The 20,865-nt window shown below is 43.2% G+C and carries 18 protein-coding genes; 16 read left to right on the plus strand and 2 right to left on the minus strand.

Going from position 1 to position 20,865, the window contains the following annotated elements:
* Positions 1-49: 49 nt before the first annotated feature.
* The 14 genes from pgsA to mutL all read left to right on the plus strand — a co-directional run bounded on the left by pgsA (position 50) and on the right by mutL (position 17,644).
* On the plus strand, positions 50-631 hold the full coding sequence (gene pgsA / locus NX903_RS08455) for a CDP-diacylglycerol--glycerol-3-phosphate 3-phosphatidyltransferase (RefSeq protein WP_003244753.1): 582 nt from the start codon (positions 50-52) through the stop codon (positions 629-631).
* A gap of 17 nt (positions 632-648) precedes the next feature.
* Complete coding sequence (locus NX903_RS08460; protein WP_086343848.1) at positions 649-1,899, plus strand: competence/damage-inducible protein A; 1,251 nt, start codon at positions 649-651, stop codon at positions 1,897-1,899.
* A gap of 172 nt (positions 1,900-2,071) precedes the next feature.
* Positions 2,072-3,118, plus strand: a complete 1,047-nt coding sequence (recA, locus tag NX903_RS08465; RefSeq protein WP_003245789.1) for a recombinase RecA — start codon at positions 2,072-2,074, stop codon at positions 3,116-3,118.
* Between the two features lie 167 nt (positions 3,119-3,285).
* Complete coding sequence (locus NX903_RS08470; RefSeq protein ID WP_032725712.1) at positions 3,286-4,461, plus strand: serine hydrolase domain-containing protein; 1,176 nt, start codon at positions 3,286-3,288, stop codon at positions 4,459-4,461.
* A gap of 275 nt (positions 4,462-4,736) precedes the next feature.
* The gene (gene rny, locus NX903_RS08475) at positions 4,737-6,299 is read left to right on the plus strand and encodes a ribonuclease Y (protein WP_003221010.1); all 1,563 of its coding nucleotides are present in this window, start codon (positions 4,737-4,739) and stop codon (positions 6,297-6,299) included.
* 68 nt (positions 6,300-6,367) lie between these two features.
* The gene (gene ymdB / locus NX903_RS08480; protein WP_003245138.1) at positions 6,368-7,162 is read left to right on the plus strand and encodes a 2',3'-cyclic-nucleotide 2'-phosphodiesterase; all 795 of its coding nucleotides are present in this window, start codon (positions 6,368-6,370) and stop codon (positions 7,160-7,162) included.
* Between the two features lie 199 nt (positions 7,163-7,361).
* Positions 7,362-7,622 (plus strand): stage V sporulation protein SpoVS, encoded by a 261-nt coding sequence (gene spoVS, locus NX903_RS08485; protein ID WP_003154135.1) that lies wholly within the window; start codon positions 7,362-7,364, stop codon positions 7,620-7,622.
* A 264-nt stretch (positions 7,623-7,886) separates the two neighbouring features.
* Positions 7,887-8,930 (plus strand): L-threonine 3-dehydrogenase, encoded by a 1,044-nt coding sequence (gene tdh / locus NX903_RS08490; RefSeq protein WP_049140039.1) that lies wholly within the window; start codon positions 7,887-7,889, stop codon positions 8,928-8,930.
* A gap of 12 nt (positions 8,931-8,942) precedes the next feature.
* A complete protein-coding gene (locus NX903_RS08495) occupies positions 8,943-10,121 on the plus strand; it encodes a glycine C-acetyltransferase (RefSeq protein ID WP_086343849.1) in 1,179 nt (392 codons plus the stop codon).
* A 147-nt stretch (positions 10,122-10,268) separates the two neighbouring features.
* Positions 10,269-11,798: a tRNA (N6-isopentenyl adenosine(37)-C2)-methylthiotransferase MiaB gene (gene miaB / locus NX903_RS08500; protein ID WP_014664026.1), complete on the plus strand. Its 1,530-nt coding sequence runs from the start codon at positions 10,269-10,271 to the stop codon at positions 11,796-11,798.
* 1 nt (position 11,799) lies between these two features.
* A complete protein-coding gene (ricA, locus tag NX903_RS08505; protein WP_003231834.1) occupies positions 11,800-12,231 on the plus strand; it encodes a regulatory iron-sulfur-containing complex subunit RicA in 432 nt (143 codons plus the stop codon).
* Positions 12,232-12,492: 261 nt separating this feature from the next.
* Complete coding sequence (gene cotE / locus NX903_RS08510) at positions 12,493-13,038, plus strand: outer spore coat protein CotE (RefSeq protein WP_003231833.1); 546 nt, start codon at positions 12,493-12,495, stop codon at positions 13,036-13,038.
* Positions 13,039-13,171: 133 nt separating this feature from the next.
* Positions 13,172-15,748: a DNA mismatch repair protein MutS gene (mutS, locus tag NX903_RS08515; protein ID WP_003231832.1), complete on the plus strand. Its 2,577-nt coding sequence runs from the start codon at positions 13,172-13,174 to the stop codon at positions 15,746-15,748.
* A 15-nt stretch (positions 15,749-15,763) separates the two neighbouring features.
* Positions 15,764-17,644, plus strand: coding sequence for a DNA mismatch repair endonuclease MutL (gene mutL, locus NX903_RS08520; RefSeq protein ID WP_086343850.1), 1,881 nt, complete (start codon positions 15,764-15,766; stop codon positions 17,642-17,644).
* 398 nt (positions 17,645-18,042) lie between these two features.
* Here the strand turns inward: mutL and NX903_RS08525 are convergent, their stop codons facing one another.
* Positions 18,043-18,498 (minus strand): regulatory YrvL family protein, encoded by a 456-nt coding sequence (locus tag NX903_RS08525; protein WP_080481313.1) that lies wholly within the window; start codon positions 18,496-18,498, stop codon positions 18,043-18,045.
* A gap of 154 nt (positions 18,499-18,652) precedes the next feature.
* A complete protein-coding gene (locus NX903_RS08530; RefSeq protein WP_086343851.1) occupies positions 18,653-19,210 on the minus strand; it encodes a hypothetical protein in 558 nt (185 codons plus the stop codon).
* Between the two features lie 120 nt (positions 19,211-19,330).
* Between NX903_RS08530 and NX903_RS08535 the strand changes: the two genes are divergently transcribed.
* Both NX903_RS08535 and NX903_RS08540 read left to right on the plus strand, forming a co-directional pair.
* Positions 19,331-19,948: a TetR/AcrR family transcriptional regulator gene (locus NX903_RS08535; protein WP_003231827.1), complete on the plus strand. Its 618-nt coding sequence runs from the start codon at positions 19,331-19,333 to the stop codon at positions 19,946-19,948.
* A gap of 189 nt (positions 19,949-20,137) precedes the next feature.
* Entirely contained in the window at positions 20,138-20,815 is a 678-nt protein-coding gene (locus tag NX903_RS08540; protein ID WP_003231824.1) for an MBL fold metallo-hydrolase, read from the plus strand.
* Positions 20,816-20,865 lie beyond the last annotated feature (50 nt).

Genomic DNA, 20,865 nt, shown 5'->3' on the forward strand with positions numbered 1-20,865 from the left:
TTACCAGATGACTTTTCTTCACGTCCGAGTATGAAATTGGAGGGGCTTTATGTTTAACTTACCAAATAAAATCACACTAGCTAGAATCGCATTAATCCCAATCTTCATGATTATCATGCTGGCGCCGTTTGACTGGGGCAGGCTCGAAGTTGGAGACGAATCGATCCCGGTCGCACATTTGGCGGGGGCCATTCTATTTATTATTGCATCTACAACAGACTGGGTGGACGGGTATTATGCCCGAAAATTGAATCTCGTAACAAACTTCGGGAAATTTCTTGATCCGCTTGCGGACAAACTGCTCGTATCCGCAGCGTTAATTATCCTTGTTCAATTTGATCTCGCTCCAGCTTGGATGGTCATTGTGATTATCAGCAGGGAGTTTGCCGTGACAGGTTTAAGGCTTGTCTTAGCCGGAACAGGAGAAGTCGTAGCTGCTAACATGCTTGGTAAAATCAAAACCTGGGCACAGATTATTGCGGTATCCGCATTGCTTCTTCATAATCTTCCATTTGAACTTGTGTCATTCCCGTTTGCAGACTTGGCGCTGTGGGTAGCCGTCTTCTTTACTGTCGTCTCAGGCTGGGAATATTTCTCTAAAAATTGGGAAGCGTTAAAAACATCTAACTAAGAAAGAAGGACTTCGTCATGGAATTTCCAAAAAAAGCAGAAATAATTGCAGTCGGTTCAGAGTTGCTGCTTGGTCAAATCGCCAATACAAATGCTCAATTTATCAGCAAACAGCTCGCTGAAATCGGGGTCAACGTATTTTATCATACAGCGGTCGGAGATAACCCGGAGCGGCTGAAGCAGGTCATCAGCATTGCTGAAGAACGCTCTGACTTCATTATTTTTTCAGGAGGGCTTGGACCCACAAAAGATGATCTGACGAAAGAAACGATTGCAAATACGCTGGGACGTCCGCTTGTGTTAAATGATGAGGCATTCCAATCCATTGAGGACTATTTCAAACGAACAAAACGCACGATGTCACCTAATAACCGAAAACAGGCGCTTGTGATCGAAGGCTCTGACGTGCTGGCGAATCACTTTGGAATGGCCCCGGGAATGCTCACAGAGCATGAATCGCGCTATTATATGCTTCTTCCTGGACCGCCGAGCGAATTGCGTCCAATGTTTGAAAACGAGGCAAAGCCTCTTCTGCTGAAAAAGATGGGTTCAAATGAAAAAATTGTGTCAACCGTTCTTCGCTTTTTCGGTATCGGTGAATCTCAGCTTGAAGCCGATTTGGAAGATATTATTGATGCACAAACCAATCCGACAATTGCGCCTTTGGCGGCTGATGGAGAGGTGACTCTGCGTCTGACAGCCAAACACGCCGATGAAAAGGAAACAGAGCGTCTGTTAAAAGAAACAGAGGCCGTTATCTTAGAGCGTGTCGGTGAATTTTTCTATGGTTACGATGATACTTCTCTTGTAAAAGAGCTATCTATAGCGTGTAAGGAAAAAGGCATAACAATTTCTGCGGCAGAAAGCTTTACCGGAGGGCTGTTTTCTGAATGGCTGACGGATCATAGCGGTGCCTCAAAATTATTTGCCGGGGGCGTTGTTTGCTATACAAACGACGTGAAGCAGAATGTGCTTGGTGTCAAGAAGGAAACATTAGATCGTTTTGGGGCGGTCAGCAAGGAGTGCGCATCCGAACTGGCTAAGGGTGTTCAAAAACTCACTGGCAGCGATATCGGCATTAGCTTTACTGGTGTAGCAGGACCTGATGCTCAAGAAGGGCATGAGCCTGGGCATGTGTTTATCGGCATTTCCGCAAATGGTAAAGAAGAGGTTCACGAGTTTCACTTTGCGGGCTCCAGAACGGGGATCAGAAAACGCGGCGCTAAATACGGCTGCCATTTAATCTTAAAGCTTTTAGAGCAAAAATAATATTTTCAGCACATTATCCTCCTAAGAAAACATGATTTCTCTGATACATTATGATATTTTGATAGGAATCACGCCAAGAAAAAATCCGAATATGCGTTCGCTTTTTTCTTGGCAAATCCCTTCAAACAGGGTATAGTATATGTAGTGGTAACATAAAGGAGGAAAAAATAGAATGAGTGATCGTCAGGCAGCCTTAGATATGGCTCTTAAACAAATAGAAAAACAGTTCGGCAAAGGTTCCATTATGAAACTGGGAGAAAAGACAGATACAAGAATTTCTACTGTACCAAGCGGCTCCCTCGCTCTTGATACAGCACTGGGAATTGGCGGATATCCTCGCGGACGGATTATTGAAGTATACGGTCCTGAAAGCTCAGGTAAAACAACTGTGGCGCTTCATGCGATTGCTGAAGTTCAGCAGCAGGGCGGACAAGCCGCGTTTATCGATGCGGAGCATGCGTTAGATCCGGTATACGCGCAAAAGCTCGGTGTTAACATCGAAGAGCTTTTACTGTCTCAGCCTGACACAGGCGAGCAGGCGCTTGAAATTGCGGAAGCATTGGTTCGAAGCGGGGCAGTTGACATTGTCGTTGTCGACTCTGTAGCCGCTCTCGTTCCGAAAGCGGAAATTGAAGGCGACATGGGAGATTCGCATGTCGGTTTACAAGCACGCTTAATGTCTCAAGCGCTTCGTAAGCTTTCAGGGGCCATTAACAAATCGAAGACAATCGCGATTTTCATTAACCAAATTCGTGAAAAAGTCGGCGTTATGTTCGGGAACCCAGAAACAACTCCTGGCGGCCGTGCGTTGAAATTCTACTCTTCCGTGCGTCTTGAAGTGCGCCGTGCTGAACAGCTGAAACAAGGCAACGACGTAATGGGGAACAAAACGAAAATCAAAGTCGTGAAAAACAAGGTGGCTCCGCCGTTCCGTACAGCCGAGGTTGACATTATGTACGGAGAAGGCATTTCAAAAGAAGGCGAAATCATTGATCTAGGAACTGAACTTGATATCGTGCAAAAAAGCGGTTCATGGTACTCTTATGAAGAAGAGCGTCTTGGCCAAGGCCGTGAAAATGCAAAACAATTCCTGAAAGAAAATAAAGATATCATGCTGATGATCCAGGAGCAAATTCGCGAACATTACGGCTTAGATAATAACGGAGTAGTGCAGCAGCAAGCTGAAGAGACACAAGAAGAACTCGAATTTGAAGAATAAAAATAAAATAAGTTTCAAATGATACAAAAGGCTGAGTGAAAAACTCAGCTTTTTTGTATTTTGCAAAAAAATGATAAAAATATTGCTTTTTTTGACAACTTTTTTATGGCTTTATTCGTCTAACAAAACGTGTGCAAAATGGAATTTATTTTGGGAGGAAAAAATGAATGACAAGCCCAACCCGCAGAAGAACTGCGAAACGCAGACGGAGAAAACTAAATAAAAGAGGAAAACTGTTGCTTGGTCTTTTAGCAGTGATGGTTTGCATTACGATTTGGAATGCTCTTCATCGAAATAGTGAAGAAAACGAACCATCTCAAGAAACTGCAGCGGTTTCAAATACCGATCAGAAAAAAGAGGTCAAAAAGAAAACTGCCAAAAAATCAGAGGAACAAATCAAAACAGTGGATCGAAACCAAAAAATCAGCAATTATTTAGAAGAGATCGGTTTCAGCGGAACAGCCATGATTGTCAGAAATGGAGAAATTGTAACAAATAAAGGTTTTGGCTATGCTGACCGTAAACACTACATTCAAAATAATCCATTGACATCTTTTTATGTCGGTTCATCACAAAAAGCGCTGATTGCAACTGCTATTTTGCAGCTTGAGGAAAAGGGGAAACTTCAGACAAGTGATCCGGTAAGTACGTATTTACCTCATTTTCCTAACGGACAAACGATTACTTTGAAGAATCTGCTTACACATACATCGGGGATAAACGGACATATTGAAGGAAACGGCGCCATTACGCCGGACGATTTAATAAAAGACATAGAACTGCAGGGAATCAAACGTCAGCCGGGCGTATGGGACTACAAGGATTCCAACTATTCTGTTCTCGCTTATATTATTGCTGAAGTAAGCGGTGAGTCCTATGAACAGTACATAAAGAATCATATTTTTAAACCTGCGGGAATGACGCATGCAGGCTTTTACAAAACATATGAAAAAGAACCTTATCCTGCTGTCGGGTATAAGATGAAGGGCGGCAAAACAGTTACACCGTATATACCTGATCTATCTCAGCTGTATGGAGCCGGTGATATTTATATGAGCGCTATAGATATGTACAAATTTGACCAAGCGCTGATAGACGGAAAACTGTATTCGCAAAATAGCTATGAAAAGATGTTTACGCCAGGGAGCAGCTCCACATACGGCATGGGATTTTATGTTGCTCCCGGAAGCTATTCAAACCATGGTGTTATGCCGGGCTTCAATATCTTGAACAGCTTTAGCAAATCTGGGCAAACCATTGTTATTTTGTTCTCAAACATTCAAAATAATGCTAAATTGGGCCAAGTGAACAATAAAATATACCAGCTTCTGAATCAAGAATGATTGGCGTTCTTCTTTTGGATGAATTGCATTCGGAACGTGAAAAGACGACTGGCCTGCAAACGTTAAGATGGCAAGCTTGACAAGTATTTCCGACACATTTACAATGAAGTTGTAACATTTGTTTTTTTAACATGATTGTTAAACCATTTAAACTTGACAAGGGCGATGAACACACTCATTCCCTGTGAAGGTTCTGTATGTTGAGAAAACTAGACAATGTACATGCCGACACTTTTTAAGCAACAACCAAGTTCATAGCAAGAGGAGGTGAAAGTATGACCCCAATTATGATGGTTCTCATCTCCATTTTGCTGATTCTACTCGGTTTAGTTGTTGGCTACTTTGTTCGTAAAACCATTGCCGAAGCGAAAATTGCGGGCGCACGCGGTGCAGCCGAGCAAATTCTTGAAGATGCGAAGCGTGATGCTGAAGCACTGAAAAAAGAAGCTCTGCTTGAAGCAAAGGATGAAATCCACAAACTTCGAATAGATGCTGAACAGGAAGTTCGTGAAAGACGAAATGAGCTTCAAAAACAAGAAAACCGTTTACTCCAAAAGGAGGAAAACCTTGATCGCAAACATGAGGGAATTGATAAACGGGAAGCGATGTTGGAGAAGAAAGATCATTCTCTGAATGAACGACAACAACATATTGAAGAGATGGAAAGCAAAGTGGATGAGATGATTCGTATGCAGCAGTCAGAGTTGGAACGAATTTCGAGTCTGACTCGTGATGAAGCAAAACAAATCATTCTTGAGCGGGTTGAAAACGAGCTTTCACATGACATCGCCATCATGACAAAAGAAACTGAAAACCGTGCGAAAGAAGAGGCGGATAAGAAAGCGAAAAACATTCTTTCACTCGCCTTACAGCGCTGCGCAGCGGACCACGTTGCCGAAACAACGGTATCAGTTGTCAATCTTCCAAATGATGAGATGAAAGGACGTATCATCGGACGGGAAGGGCGTAACATTCGTACGCTTGAAACGCTGACAGGAATTGACCTGATTATTGATGATACGCCTGAAGCTGTCATTCTTTCCGGATTTGATCCGATCAGACGTGAGACAGCCAGAATTGCTCTTGATAAACTCGTTCAGGATGGCCGTATTCATCCGGCACGGATTGAAGAAATGGTTGAAAAATCTCGCCGCGAGGTCGATGACTATATTCGTGAGATGGGTGAGCAAACGACATTTGAGGTTGGCGTTCACGGCCTCCACCCAGATCTCATCAAGATCCTCGGCCGCTTAAAGTTCCGTACAAGCTACGGTCAAAATGTGCTTAAGCATTCCATGGAAGTCGCATTCTTGGCCGGTCTAATGGCATCGGAGCTTGGTGAAGACGCAAAGCTTGCTAAACGTGCGGGTCTTCTTCACGACATCGGGAAAGCAATTGACCATGAAGTAGAAGGAAGCCACGTTGAAATCGGGGTAGAGCTTGCGACCAAATATAAAGAGCACCCAGTCGTGATTAACAGTATTGCATCACACCACGGGGATGAGGAGCCGACTTCCATTATCGCTGTGCTGGTAGCTGCAGCAGATGCGCTTTCCGCTGCAAGACCTGGCGCAAGAAGTGAGACGCTCGAGAATTATATTCGAAGACTTGAAAAACTCGAAGAAATTTCTGAGTCCTACGAAGGTGTTGAAAAATCATTTGCCATTCAGGCTGGACGCGAAGTGCGTATTATGGTGAAGCCGGATTCAATTAATGATCTTGAGGCTCATCGACTGGCGCGAGATATCCGCAAGCGAATTGAGGACGAGCTCGATTATCCAGGTCATATTAAGGTGACAGTAATCAGAGAGACTCGAGCCGTAGAGTATGCAAAATAAAGTGATGCGCTAAGCATCACTTTATTTTTTTGACGACAAGGAATTTTCAAGAAGAAAGGATTTACAAAATGAGAATTTTATTTATCGGAGATGTTGTCGGTTCACCGGGCCGTGACATGGTCAAAGAATATGTACCAAAGCTAAAAACAAAATATAAGCCTCACTTTACCATTATTAATGGTGAAAACGCCGCACATGGAAAAGGCCTGACGGAAAAAATTTATCACAGCCTAATCCAGTCCGGCGCAGATGCAATCACAATGGGGAACCACACATGGGACAAAAAAGAAATATTTGATTTTATAGATGACGTTCCGAACTTGGTTCGCCCGGCAAACTTTCCTGAAGGAACACCGGGGAAAGGGATCACATATGTGAAAGCAAACGGCAAAGAACTAGCAGTCATTAATTTGCAGGGACGTACGTTTTTGCCGCCGCTTGATGACCCGTTTTTAAAAGCGGACGAATTGATCGCAGAAGCTGCGAAAAGAACACCGTACATTTTTATCGACTTTCATGCCGAAGCGACAAGTGAAAAGCTCGCACTTGGCTGGTACACGGATGGGAGGGCGTCGGCTGTAGTAGGAACTCATACACACGTGCAAACAGCGGATAACCGCATTTTGCCGAAGGGAACGGCATATATTACTGATGTGGGAATGACTGGCCCGTATGATGGTATACTGGGGATGGACAGAGAGACGATTATTAAGCGATTCAAAACGAACCTTCCAGTCCGGTTTACTGTCGCTGAAGGAAAAACAACGCTCAGCGGAGTTGTCATTGACATTGACGATCAAACGAAAAAAGCCGTGAAAATTGAGCGTATTTTAATCAACGATGATCACATGTTCTTTGAATAGTTGAACATATGGTTATTTTATAAAAATATTAAAAAGAAAAGCAGGAATATAGCAACTCCTTAGTGAATATAGTAAAAATGGAAGGTAGCCCGCTATTTTTGAAAAGCATTGTGGGGATGGCTTTTTGGATAGCAACATCTAATAATGATTGTTCTAATGAACACTCACTTATCCATTGTAAAACTAAGGGGGAGCAGAAATGGAAATCTTAAAAGTTTCAGCAAAATCGAGTCCAAATTCAGTGGCAGGTGCGCTTGCAGGCGTGTTGAGAGAGCGAGGAGCCGCCGAGATTCAAGCGATCGGAGCGGGTGCATTAAACCAGGCTGTAAAAGCTGTGGCGATTGCCAGGGGATTTGTGGCGCCTAGCGGCGTTGATTTGATTTGTATTCCGGCTTTTACAGATATTCAAATCGATGGGGAAGAAAGAACAGCGATTAAATTAATCGTGGAGCCTCGCTAAAAACAAATAAAGCATTCTCAACCTGTTTGCGTAATGCAAACAGGTTGTTTTTCATTTATTGTGATATTTTCTCCCAATAGTATTTTTAGCACATAAATGAGCGAATATACAAAATCAGAAATGAGCTAAAACGTTTCAAAAAAAATTCCGCTCATTTTTCAAGACAGATACTTTTGTCCTTCTGGAGAAGACAGTGCTGTTTACGCTTATTCCATATCATGGTACAATCCGAATATAACAAGAATTTTTCAAGGAGGATTGTACATGCAGAGTGGAAAGATGAAAGCTCTAATGAAAAAGGACGGGGCGTTCGGTGCTGTGCTGACTGAAGTTCCCATTCCTGAGATTGATAAACATGAAGTCCTCATAAAAGTGAAAGCCGCTTCCATATGCGGCACGGATGTCCACATTTATAATTGGGATCAATGGGCACGTCAGAGAATCAAAACACCCTATGTTTTCGGCCATGAGTTCAGCGGCATCGTAGAGGACGTGGGAGAGAATGTCAGCAGTGTAAAAGTGGGAGAGTATGTGTCTGCGGAAACACACATTGTCTGTGGTGAATGTGTCCCTTGCCTAACAGGAAAATCTCATGTGTGTACCAATACTGCTATAATCGGAGTGGACACGGCAGGCTGTTTTGCGGAGTATGTAAAAGTTCCAGCTGATAACATTTGGAGAAATCCCGCTGATATGGACCCGTCGATTGCTTCCATTCAAGAGCCTTTAGGAAATGCAGTTCATACCGTACTCGAGAGCCAGCCTGCAGGAGGAACGACTGCAGTCATTGGATGCGGACCGATTGGTCTTATGGCTGTTGCGGTTGCAAAAGCAGCAGGAGCTTCTCAGGTGATAGCAATTGATAAGAATGAATACAGGCTGAGGCTTGCAAAACAAATGGGAGCGACTTGTACTGTTTCTATTGAAAAAGAAGACCCGCTCAAAATTGTAAGCGCTTTAACGAGTGGGGAAGGAGCAGATCTTGTTTGTGAGATGTCGGGTCAGCCCTCAGCGATTGCCCAAGGTCTTGCGATGGCTGCGAATGGCGGAAGATTTCATATTCTCAGCTTGCCGGAACATCCGGTGACAATTGATTTGACGAACAAAGTGGTATTTAAAGGGCTTACCATCCAAGGAATAACAGGAAGAAAAATGTTTTCAACATGGCGCCAGGTGTCTCAGTTGATCAGTTCAAACGTGATCGATCTTGAACCTGTTATTACCCATCAGTTTCCGTTAGAGGAGTTTGAAAAAGGTTTCGAACTGATGAGAAGCGGCCAGTGCGGAAAAGTAATTTTAATTCCATAAAGGGGGATAAACATGACGAAGGAATTTGATTTTTTAAAAGCAGAGCTTGATAGTATGAAAGAAAACCATACATGGCAAGACATAAAACAGCTTGAATCTATGCAGGGTCCATCTGTCACAGTGAATCACCAAAAAGTCATTCAGCTATCTTCTAATAATTACCTCGGATTCACTTCACATCTTAGACTCATCAATGCCGCACAGGAGGCCGTTCAGCAGTATGGAGCCGGCACCGGATCAGTGAGAACGATTGCCGGTACATTTACAATGCATCAAGAGCTTGAGAAAAAGCTGGCAGCCTTTAAAAAAACGGAGGCGGCACTTGTATTCCAATCAGGCTTCACAACAAACCAAGGCGTACTTTCAAGTATTCTATCAAAAGAGGACATTGTCATCTCAGATGAATTGAACCATGCCTCTATTATTGACGGAATTCGACTGACAAAGGCGGATAAAAAGGTGTATCAGCACGTCAATATGAGTGATTTAGAGCGGGTGCTGAGAAAGTCAATGAATTATCGGATGCGTCTGATTGTGACAGACGGCGTATTTTCCATGGATGGCAACATAGCTCCTCTGCCTGATATTGTAGAGCTCGCTGAGAAATATGACGCATTTGTGATGGTGGATGACGCCCATGCATCCGGAGTACTTGGCGAAAACGGCAGGGGAACGGTGAATCACTTCGGCCTTGACGGCAGAGTTCATATTCAGGTCGGAACATTAAGCAAGGCAATCGGAGTGCTCGGCGGCTACGCTGCAGGTTCAAAGGTGCTGATCGATTATTTGCGCCATAAAGGCCGTCCATTTTTATTCAGCACATCTCATCCGCCGGCTGTCACTGCAGCTTGTATGGAAGCAATTGATGTCTTGCTTGAAGAGCCGGAGCATATGGAGCGCTTGTGGGAGAATACTGCCTATTTTAAAGCAATGCTTGTGAAAATGGGCCTGACTCTCACGAAGAGTGAAACGCCGATTCTTCCTATTTTAATAGGTGATGAAGGTGTGGCAAAGCAATTTTCAGATCAGCTCCTTTCTCACGGTGTTTTTGCCCAAAGTATCGTTTTCCCGACTGTAGCAAAGGGAAAAGCCAGAATTCGCACGATTATAACTGCAGAGCACACCAAAGATGAACTGGATCAGGCGCTTGATGTCATCGAAAAGACGGCAAAGGAGCTCCAGCTATTGTAACAAGAGGAAGAGTTTACTCTTCCTCTTTTGATTCCTTATTGATTATTATTCTCAATGAGTGTACAATGATAGGTTGCCAGTTGTGCAGAGCTTCAATAACCTTTATACTGAAGGGTGGAAGTTTGGTTTGAAAGGAGAAAATATGACATGAATGAAAAACAAAAATTAGAGAGCGGACAAGTTAATCCATCGGACAAAAAATCCGAGAAGGATTACAGCAAGTACTTTGAAGCTGTTTACATTCCGCCTTCTTTAAAAGACGCGAAAAAACGAGGCAAGGAAGCCGTTACTTATCATAATGACTTTAAAATTTCTGAACAATTTAAAGGATTGGGAGACGGAAGAAAGTTCTATATCCGTACGTACGGCTGCCAAATGAATGAACACGATACAGAGGTTATGGCAGGGATCTTTATGGCGCTCGGTTACGAAGCGACAAACTCTGTTGACGATGCCAATGTCATTTTGTTAAATACATGTGCAATCCGTGAAAATGCTGAAAACAAGGTGTTTGGTGAGCTCGGGCACTTAAAAGCACTGAAAAAAAACAATCCCGATCTGATTTTAGGCGTGTGCGGCTGTATGTCCCAAGAGGAATCAGTCGTGAACCGTATTTTGAAAAAACATCCGTTTGTCGATATGATTTTCGGAACGCATAACATTCATCGCCTGCCGGAGCTTTTGTCAGAAGCATACCTTTCAAAAGAAATGGTTGTAGAAGTTTGGTCTAAGGAAGGGGACGTTATTGAAAACCTTCCGAAAGTCCGAAATGGAAAAATTAAGGGCTGGGTCAATATCATGTACGGCTGTGACAAATTCTGTACGTATTGCATTGTGCCTTACACACGCGGAAAAGAAAGAAGCCGCCGCCCTGAGGATATCATTCAGGAAGTGAGAAGGCTTGCAAGTGAAGGCTATAAGGAAATTACACTGTTAGGCCAAAATGTAAACGCGTATGGAAAAGACTTTGAAGATATGACTTACGGACTTGGTGATTTGATGGATGAACTGAGAAAAATCGATATCCCGAGAATCCGTTTTACAACGAGTCATCCGCGCGACTTTGACGACCGCCTCATTGAAGTGCTGGCAAAAGGCGGAAATCTGCTTGATCACATTCATCTTCCGGTTCAATCAGGAAGCTCAGAAGTTCTCAAGCTGATGGCCCGCAAATATGACAGAGAGCGTTACATGGAGCTGGTGCGAAAAATTAAAGAAGCAATGCCAAACGCTTCATTGACAACGGACATTATCGTCGGATTTCCAAATGAAACGGACGAACAGTTTGAAGAAACGCTTTCTCTATACCGTGAAGTGGAGTTTGACAGCGCCTATACGTTCATTTACTCTCCGCGTGAGGGCACTCCGGCTGCTAAGATGAAAGATAATGTACCGATGCGTGTGAAAAAAGAACGCCTGCAGCGTCTGAACGCGCTGGTGAATGAAATTTCTGCTAAAAAAATGAAGGAATACGAAGGCAAGGTTGTCGAAGTATTAGTTGAAGGTGAAAGCAAAAATAACCCTGATATTCTTGCCGGCTATACTGAAAAAAGCAAGCTCGTCAATTTCAAAGGGCCGAAGGAAGCCATCGGCAAAATCGTCCGCGTGAAAATCCAGCAAGCGAAAACATGGTCGCTTGACGGAGAAATGGTAGGAGAAGCAATCGAGGTGAAATGAGATGACGCTCTACTCAAAAAAAGACATTGTGCAGCAGGCACGAAACCTTGCAAAAATGATCTCTGAAACAGAAGAGGTTGATTTTTTCAAACGGGCTGAAGCGCAAATCAATGAGAATGACAAAGTGTCCACAATCGTTAATCAGATTAAAGCCCTGCAAAAGCAGGCTGTCAATCTGAAGCATTATGAAAAGCATGAAGCGCTCAAACAAGTAGAAGCAAAAATTGACGCGCTGCAAGAAGAGCTTGAAGAGATTCCTGTTATCCAGGAATTCAGAGACTCGCAGATGGAGGTAAATGACCTACTGCAGCTCGTTGCACACACCATTTCCAACCAAGTCACAAATGAAATCATCACATCAACCGGAGGCGACCTGCTGAAAGGGGAAACCGGTTCAAAGGTGAAGCATTCAAATAACAGCTGTTCTCTCTAAACACGGTGCCTTTACAGGCCCGTGTTTTTTTATCATTTGTGCGGTTAAAAATGAACTAAATAATCTATGTACCAAATGTTCAATTGGTTTTTCTGTGCTCAGCCGCGTATAAACTTTATCGCACTTATAAGTAAAGTTTCTAGGCACCCCTGCATACAATGGAACAGAAACTTTGTATTTTTATATTTTATTTATAAAAATGCACACTAGACAAATGCCCAGCATAAGATAACACGAAGAAGAACAAGGAGGCATGCCGGAATGTCTGAATACAGGGAAATTATTACGAAGGCAGTAGTAGCGAAAGGCCGAAAATTCACCCAATGCACCAACACCATCTCGCCTGAGAAAAAACCGAGCAGCATTTTGGGTGGTTGGATTATTAACCACAAGTATGACGCTGAAAAAATTGGAAAAACGGTAGAAATTGAAGGGTATTATGATATAAACGTATGGTACTCTTACGCGGACAACACAAAGACAGAGGTTGTCACAGAACGGGTAAAATATGTAGATGTCATTAAACTCAGATACAGAGACAATAATTACTTAGATGATGAGCATGAAGTGATTGCCAAAGTGCTTCAGCAGCCAAACTGCCTTGAAGTGACCATTTCACCGAATGGAAATAAAATCGTTGTGCAGGCAGAAAGAGAATTTTTGGCGGAAGTGGTAGGGGAAACAAAGGTAGTTGTTGAGGTCAATCCTGACTGGGAAGAGGATGACGAGGAAGATTGGGAAGATGAGCTTGATGAAGAGCTTGAAGACATCAACCCGGAGTTTTTAGTGGGAGATCCTGAAGAATAAAAAAGGGACTAGGGGAGACAGTACCCCCCAAGTCTCTTTTTTATATTGATATATCATTCTTTTATCACTTTTTGTTTATGTTATAATGAAGGTTGGAAAATAGAAACGTTGATACATAGTGAGGGATTAAACAATGGCCGGTTATACGCCTATGATACAGCAATATTTAAAAATAAAGGCAGAGCACCAGGATGCCTTTTTATTTTTTCGCCTGGGTGATTTTTATGAAATGTTTTTTGAGGACGCCAAAAAAGCGTCACAAGAGCTGGAAATTACGTTAACGAGCAGAGACGGCGGTGCGGCTGAAAAAATACCGATGTGCGGTGTGCCGTATCATTCTGCTTCCGCGTATATCGAACAGCTTATTAAAAAAGGCTACAAAGTGGCGATCTGTGAACAGACGGAAGATCCGAAAGCCGCAAAGGGCGTTGTGAAAAGAGAAGTGGTTCAGCTTATTACGCCCGGAACTGTAATGGACGGCAAAGGCATCCATGAATCGGAAAATAACTTTATCGCATCTGTTTCAGCCTGCTCGAACGGATACGGACTTGCGCTGTCTGATTTAACAACGGGAGAAAATTTGGCTGTTTTGATTGAACGGCTTGAAGACGTCATATCAGAAATTTATTCCGTCGGCGCACGGGAAATCGTGGTTTCAGGAAGCTTGGATGCCGATACAGTGGCACAGCTGAGAGAGCGGTGCGGTGCAACGATTTCAATTGAAGACGGAGAAACAGACGAACACGTAACGATCATTGAGCACTTAAATAATGAAGATATAACAAAAACATTTCTGCGCTTATATACGTATTTGAAAAGAACCCAAAAGCGCAGCCTTGATCATCTTCAGCCCGTGCAGGTGTATGAGCTTGAGGAAGCGATGAAAATTGACTTGTACTCAAAGCGTAATCTGGAGCTGACCGAAACGATCCGTTCAAAAAATAAAAAAGGCTCCCTTTTGTGGCTGCTGGATGAAACAAAAACGGCAATGGGAGGCCGGCTGCTTAAACAGTGGATTGACCGGCCGCTTATCAGAGTCAATCAAATCGAAGAGCGCCAAGAAATGGTGGAAACATTGATGTCCCATTTCTTTGAACGGGAAGATCTGCGTGAACGTTTAAAAGAAGTATATGACTTAGAACGCCTTGCCGGACGCGTTGCATTCGGAAATGTCAATGCCCGGGATTTGATTCAGCTGAAGGAATCGTTAAAGCAAGTTCCTGGCATCAAACAGCTGGTTGCTTCACTGGCTCATGACAAGGCCAAGGAACGTGCAGAGCGCATTGATCCTTGCGGGGATGTACTTGAACTGCTGGAAGAAGCGCTGTACGAAAACCCTCCTTTATCTGTAAAAGAAGGGAACCTGATTAAAGATGGTTATAATCAAAAGCTTGATGAATATCGTGATGCAAGCAGAAACGGAAAAGACTGGATTGCCCGCCTGGAACAGCAGGAGCGGGAATACACAGGCATTCGCTCTTTAAAGGTCGGCTTTAATAAAGTTTTCGGTTATTACATTGAAGTGACTAAAGCAAACTTGCATTTGCTTGAGGAAGGGCGTTATGAGCGGAAGCAGACATTAACCAATGCAGAGCGCTACATTACCCCTGAATTAAAAGAAAAAGAAGCGCTCATTTTAGAGGCGGAAAATAACATCTGTGAGCTGGAGTACGAGCTGTTTACCGAGCTGCGCGAGAAAGTGAAGCAGTATATTCCGCGGCTACAGCAGCTTGCAAAACAGATGAGCGAGCTGGACGCACTGCAATGCTTTGCGACAATCAGTGAAAATCGTCACTACACGAAACCGGAGTTCTCTAAAGATGAAGTCGAAGTGATTGAAGGCAGACACCCGGTTGTTGAAAAAGTCATGGACAGCCAGGAATATGTCCCGAACAACTGTATGATGGGCGATAACAGACAAATGCTTCTCATTACAGGTCCAAACATGTCAGGGAAAAGCACGTATATGAGACAAATCGCGCTCATTTCCATTATGGCGCAAATCGGCTGCTTTGTACCCGCGAAAAAAGCGGTGCTTCCGATTTTTGATCAAATTTTTACACGAATCGGGGCTGCAGATGATTTGATTTCCGGACAAAGTACATTTATGGTAGAAATGCTTGAAGCGAAAAATGCGATTGTCAACGCGACGAAAAACAGCCTCATTCTGTTTGATGAAATCGGGCGGGGAACGTCCACTTATGACGGCATGGCGCTGGCACAGGCGATTATTGAATATGTTCACGATCATATCGGCGCCAAGACGCTGTTCAGCACACACTATCACGAGCTGACCGTTCTTGAGGACAAGCTGCCCCAGCTGAAAAACGTTCATGTTCGCGCTGAAGAATATAACGGAACGGTTGTCTTTCTTCATCAAATTAAAGAAGGTGCCGCTGATAAAAGCTATGGTATCCATGTAGCTCAGCTTGCCGAACTGCCGGGAGATCTGATTGCGCGCGCTCAAGATATTTTAAAAGAGCTTGAACATTCAGGAAACAAACCGGAAGTGCCGGTGCAGAAACCTCAGGTGAAAGAAGAGCCGGCACAGCTGTCCTTTTTTGACGAAGCGGAAAAGCCGGCTGAAACACCAAAGCTTTCAAAAAAAGAAAAGCAAGTGATCGATGCTTTCAAATCACTTAATATACTGGATATGACACCGCTTGAAGCGATGAATGAAATGTACAAGCTGCAAAAGAAATTACATTAAAACGGGGTGATGAATGTGGCAAAAGTCATCCAGCTGTCAGATGAGCTTTCAAATAAAATAGCGGCGGGCGAGGTTGTGGAACGGCCCGCCTCAGTCGTCAAAGAATTGGTGGAAAATGCGATCGACGCTGACAGCACAGTCATTGAAATCGATATTGAGGAAGCAGGCCTTGCATCCATTCGGGTCTTGGATAACGGCGAAGGAATGGAGAATGAAGATTGCAAGCGAGCTTTCCGCCGCCACGCAACGAGTAAAATAAAAGATGAAAATGATTTATTCAGGGTGAGAACGCTCGGTTTCAGGGGAGAAGCTCTGCCGAGTATCGCGTCAGTCTCTCATCTGGAGATTACAACAAGCACTGGTGAAGGAGCTGGGACGAAGCTCGTCCTCCAAGGAGGAAACATCATTTCCGAATCGCGTTCCTCAAGCAGGAAGGGAACTGAAATTGTCGTTTCCAACCTGTTTTTTAACACACCGGCCCGTTTGAAATATATGAAAACCGTTCATACAGAGCTTGGAAACATTACAGATGTGGTTAACCGTATTGCTCTGGCGCATCCAGAGGTATCGATCCGCCTGCGCCATCATGGGAAAAACCTGCTTCAAACGAACGGAAACGGAGATGTGCGCCATGTACTGGCAGCGATTTACGGCACGGCTGTCGCCAAAAAAATGCTTCCGCTGCATGTGAGCTCCTTGGATTTTGAAGTAAAGGGATATATCGCCCTCCCAGAGATTACACGGGCGTCGAGAAACTATATGTCGTCTGTGGTCAATGGCCGTTACATTAAAAATTTCCCGCTCGTCAAAGCGGTTCATGAAGGCTATCATACGCTTCTGCCGATCGGACGCCATCCGATTACTTTTATAGAAATTACGATGGACCCGATTTTAGTCGATGTCAACGTGCATCCATCGAAGCTTGAGGTCCGGCTCAGCAAGGAAACAGAGCTTCATGACTTAATACGTGACGGAATTAAAGATGTGTTTAAACAGCAGCAGCTGATTCCTAGTGCCCAGGTCCCGAAAAAATCAGCACCTGCCATCAAAAATGAGCAGCAGTTTATAACCTTTGATGAAAAGCCTCCGGAAAAAAAAGTTCCGGAAAAATCGACTGCGCCATCTTATTCACCAATGAAGCTCAGCTCAGTCGTGAAAGAGCTGGTTGATGTGGAGGAAGAATTGCCTCCTCTCCAATTTGATGCTCCACCTATCGTTGATCAGGAACAAACCCTTGAGGTGTCCGATGTTTCAGAAGAACAGCCTGAAACATTTGAGCAGGAATGCCATGAGGAACAGCAGCCAGCGTCTGAGCGGGTTCCAATTATGTACCCGATCGGCCAGATGCACGGGACTTATATATTGGCACAAAACGAAAACGGCCTATATATTATCGACCAGCACGCCGCCCAAGAACGTATTAAATATGAGTACTTTCGTGAAAAGGTGGGGGAGGTTGAGCCTGAGGTGCAGGAGATGATTGTACCGCTGACGTTCCACTACTCCACAAATGAGGCTTTGATTATTGAACAGCACAAACAAGAGCTCGAAAGCGTCGGTGTCTTTTTAGAGTCATTCGGCTCTAACAGTTACATCGTCCGCTGCCACCCGGCCTGGTTTCCAAAGGGAGAAGAAGCAGAGCTCATAGAAGAAATCATTCAGCAGGTGCTCGACTCCAAAAATATAGATATTAAAAAACTCCGTGAGGAAGCGGCGATTATGATGAGCTGCAAAGGCTCCATCAAAGCAAATCGCCACCTCAGAAACGACGAAATCAAAGCGCTTCTGGACGACCTCCGAAGCACATCAGACCCATTTACATGCCCGCACGGCCGCCCGATCATCATTCACCACTCGACATATGAGATGGAAAAGATGTTCAAACGCGTGATGTAGCGGGGGTGGTAGGCATTGATCCATTCTCTGAATGGATCAATGCTTTTTTTGTACTCCTTCGAGTGTCAGATTATAAGAAACGGTTGTAAACGTGTGAGCAGTGTTAATGCATTATACTTCATGGTCCCTCCGTATAACAAAATTTCCATTTACAGGCAATTGGAATTAATGTATATTTTGGATGAGGGGGTGGAAACACATGGCATGTGGTCCGAAGATCATTATCTTTTTGGATGAACTTGATGATCCGAATGTAAGAATCATTTTAGAATGCAGAATTTAAATTACAACATTGTGTTTTGCTCCCTGTTCGTGTGAACAGGGAGTTTTTTCGTTTATATAACTGGTGATGTCCAAATATAAGGTGTTATGAATTCTCCATATCTGCCATCGGCATTTTAAGCTGCTTCTCTATTAGGCTGGTCATCAAAAGCAAGTTCAGTGAAAGCCATCACTGCTGATATCACAACAAGCAAGATATCTGGAATATAAATAGACTGCATAAAGTAATCTGCAAAACAGATCGTTATAAGATTGCTGATAAAATACAGTATAAAAGCAAAAAGTGCAGTCTTTTTCAATGAAAGTGATTTTGCCAAAATGATAGAGATAATCTTTGTGAGTGGGTCTATGATTAAACCTACAGCAAAGCAGGCTAAAATAAATAAAGCTAATGTTTGATTAGAAGCGTATGTGATGCCCAGTATGGAGAATAAGCCTTTCATCCCGAAGAAAAAGCCGCCGAAGATGACTGCAAGCGCAATGGCCGCGATAAAAGTGATAGATACAATTCCGATTAATTTTGATCTGAGGTTAAAATCTTTAGAGTGCTCGTTCTGTTCTTTATGGTTCAAGTATGACACTCCCTTCACCTGCTTACTCATACAAACAGCACCCTTGAATCAGCCCAAAATATCTATAAGTCTGTTTTCTGACGAAAATAGTATAGCATATTTTAACAAAACCAAAAAAGGCCCTTTCCACTGGGGAAGGGCCTTTTTCATCATGTTAACTCCTGAGATTCGCCGAAGCTTTCTCTTTTTTTGGCCAAATAAAATAGCTGGCTGTAATGAGAAAGTCAATTCCTATAATGACAGTCCACAGTTTAAGAATGCCGCTCAATGCTTCGGTTCGGGCAGAGTCATTGATAAAATAGATCATCCCTGCCAATAGTCCCGCACCAATTAAGTAGGCCAGCACATGTCTTAGCCAGCCTTTCGCACCGTGCTTGGCATGGTCCATTCCAAAACGTTTCAGTGGTTTTGTTCCTTTTTTTGTCACATAATATTGAAACTTTTCATCTGCCCATTGAATCATTTGTTTCCCATAAGCGATCGATATACCGATGTAAACAGCTGCAATCCCATGGGCTGCGGTCGCTGAGGCTCCGCGGTAAAGGTCCACACCAGTTGCCGCTAACAAGATCAAATCGATAACTGGAGTTAAGGCAAGGAATAGCAGTCCTAATGTATGTCGTTTGAATACGTAGCGTACAGCAAGCCCCAAAACAATGACAACCCAAAACGCAATTTCACAGAAAACAATCATCCATGCGATACCGTTCAATCCATTCCCCTCTTTTCAATACAGTTGTATTATTTAAATAATATGTTACCATCTTTATTTTTGTAACACAACTGTATTATAAAAATTGCTCTCTCATTTTTTTCTTGTTACAATAAAGCTATGCCAAAACAAATTGACCATGAGAAAAGAAGAAAACAAATTGCAGAAGCAACGTGGCGCGTCATTTTAGAACGAGGGATGGAGGGAGCATCAGCCAGGAACATTGCAAAGGAAGCAGGATTGTCATTAGGTGCGCTGCGCCATTATTTCTCTACACAGGATGAATTGCTTGCTTTTGCAATGAAACTTGTCCAAGAAAAGGTGACTGACCGAATTAAGGACATTGCAGTGAGGGATTTGCTCCCTAAGGAAAAAGTGTTGCAAATTTTGCTTGAAATGGTCCCAACGAATGAAGAAACGATTAGAGAGATGGAGGTTTGGTTTGCTTTTACTGCTTACGCCAGACATAAAAAGGATATGTTTGATGCGAGTCATGACGGGATTTTCAGCGGCATGCGGAATTTGATTGCCTATTTAGATGAATCCGATTTACTGAAGCAGAATGCTGATAAAGACATTGAAGCTGAGAGACTTTACGCGCTTGTTGACGGCTTGGCTTTACATGCCATGCTTGACCCTGTGCGCGTGAATAAAGACCGAATCAAGCGGGTCATTATGCAGCATGTAGAGTCAATTTGCGTGGAAGATACACGTGAGACACAAAAACGACATCCTTAAGGCACTAGTGCGAAAAGCGATTCTTGTTGGGCATGCGTCCAAAAGAGTCGCTTTTTTATTTTCAAAGAACAAGGATCTCTGAAAAAAATGGAAAACAATCATGCTGTTTGGTAAAGTGGAATGAAAGACGGACTGAGGGGTGAACACTGGTCCATCGTTTAAGAACTTTACATGATAGGGATGGTATAAATGAATCTTACTTACAAGGTGCATCCAATTAAAACAAGGTATCAGGGCTGGACGAATTATTGCTATATCATTGAAGATATTGTAAGCAGATCTGCAATTGTTGTTGATCCCTCATGGGAATTGAGTAAGATAACCACTACACTTTCTGAACTCGAAGCGGAATTAAAGGCAGTCGCATTGACACACTCTCATTATGATCATGTAAATCTGGTAGACCCGCTGACGAAGATGTTTAACGCTCAAGTTTATATGTCAAAAAAAGAAATTGATTATTATCAATTCCGATGCAGAAATTTAATTAGCCTAGATGATCATCAGACAATCAGCATAGGAAACACAAGAGCACAATGCCTTCTCACACCGGGGCATACAGCCGGCGGAATGTGTTATTTGTTTTCTGAGAGTATTTTTACCGGAGATACGGTGTTTACAGAAGGGTGCGGCATATGTGAGGATGATGGCAGCTCTGCGGAAGAGATGTTTGATAGCATTCAAAGAATAAAGTCGGAGGTTTCACCCCATGTACGGGTGTATCCTGGTCACTCATTTGGCAAATCGCCCGGCCATTCGATAAAGGATCTTTATCAGCATAATATTTACTTTCAAATTGATAAAAAAGAATATTTTGTGAAATTTCGCACTCGTAAAAACCAAAAAGGTATTTTTGATTTTAAATAATCCTTCTGAATCTATTATCCTATTTTTCTTCGAATATCTAAATAATTTTT

Source organism: Bacillus sp. FSL R5-0576, from assembly GCF_038004765.1.
In the GTDB taxonomy this organism is placed as follows: domain Bacteria; phylum Bacillota; class Bacilli; order Bacillales; family Bacillaceae; genus Bacillus; species Bacillus subtilis.

What these genes read in the sequence shown, in the direction of transcription:
- miaB (WP_014664026.1), top strand. Translation starts at nt 10,269, where the DNA reads ATGAATGAAAAACAAAAATTAGAGAGCGGACAAGTTAATCCATCGGAC.
- spoVS (WP_003154135.1), top strand. Translation starts at nt 7,362, where the DNA reads ATGGAAATCTTAAAAGTTTCAGCAAAATCGAGTCCAAATTCAGTGGCA.
- rny (WP_003221010.1), top strand. Translation starts at nt 4,737, where the DNA reads ATGACCCCAATTATGATGGTTCTCATCTCCATTTTGCTGATTCTACTC.
- NX903_RS08540 (WP_003231824.1), top strand. Translation starts at nt 20,138, where the DNA reads ATGAATCTTACTTACAAGGTGCATCCAATTAAAACAAGGTATCAGGGC.
- NX903_RS08535 (WP_003231827.1), top strand. Translation starts at nt 19,331, where the DNA reads ATGCCAAAACAAATTGACCATGAGAAAAGAAGAAAACAAATTGCAGAA.
- recA (WP_003245789.1), top strand. Translation starts at nt 2,072, where the DNA reads ATGAGTGATCGTCAGGCAGCCTTAGATATGGCTCTTAAACAAATAGAA.
- cotE (WP_003231833.1), top strand. Translation starts at nt 12,493, where the DNA reads ATGTCTGAATACAGGGAAATTATTACGAAGGCAGTAGTAGCGAAAGGC.
- ymdB (WP_003245138.1), top strand. Translation starts at nt 6,368, where the DNA reads ATGAGAATTTTATTTATCGGAGATGTTGTCGGTTCACCGGGCCGTGAC.
- mutS (WP_003231832.1), top strand. Translation starts at nt 13,172, where the DNA reads ATGGCCGGTTATACGCCTATGATACAGCAATATTTAAAAATAAAGGCA.
- pgsA (WP_003244753.1), top strand. Translation starts at nt 50, where the DNA reads ATGTTTAACTTACCAAATAAAATCACACTAGCTAGAATCGCATTAATC.
- NX903_RS08470 (WP_032725712.1), top strand. Translation starts at nt 3,286, where the DNA reads ATGACAAGCCCAACCCGCAGAAGAACTGCGAAACGCAGACGGAGAAAA.
- NX903_RS08460 (WP_086343848.1), top strand. Translation starts at nt 649, where the DNA reads ATGGAATTTCCAAAAAAAGCAGAAATAATTGCAGTCGGTTCAGAGTTG.
- tdh (WP_049140039.1), top strand. Translation starts at nt 7,887, where the DNA reads ATGCAGAGTGGAAAGATGAAAGCTCTAATGAAAAAGGACGGGGCGTTC.
- NX903_RS08495 (WP_086343849.1), top strand. Translation starts at nt 8,943, where the DNA reads ATGACGAAGGAATTTGATTTTTTAAAAGCAGAGCTTGATAGTATGAAA.
- ricA (WP_003231834.1), top strand. Translation starts at nt 11,800, where the DNA reads ATGACGCTCTACTCAAAAAAAGACATTGTGCAGCAGGCACGAAACCTT.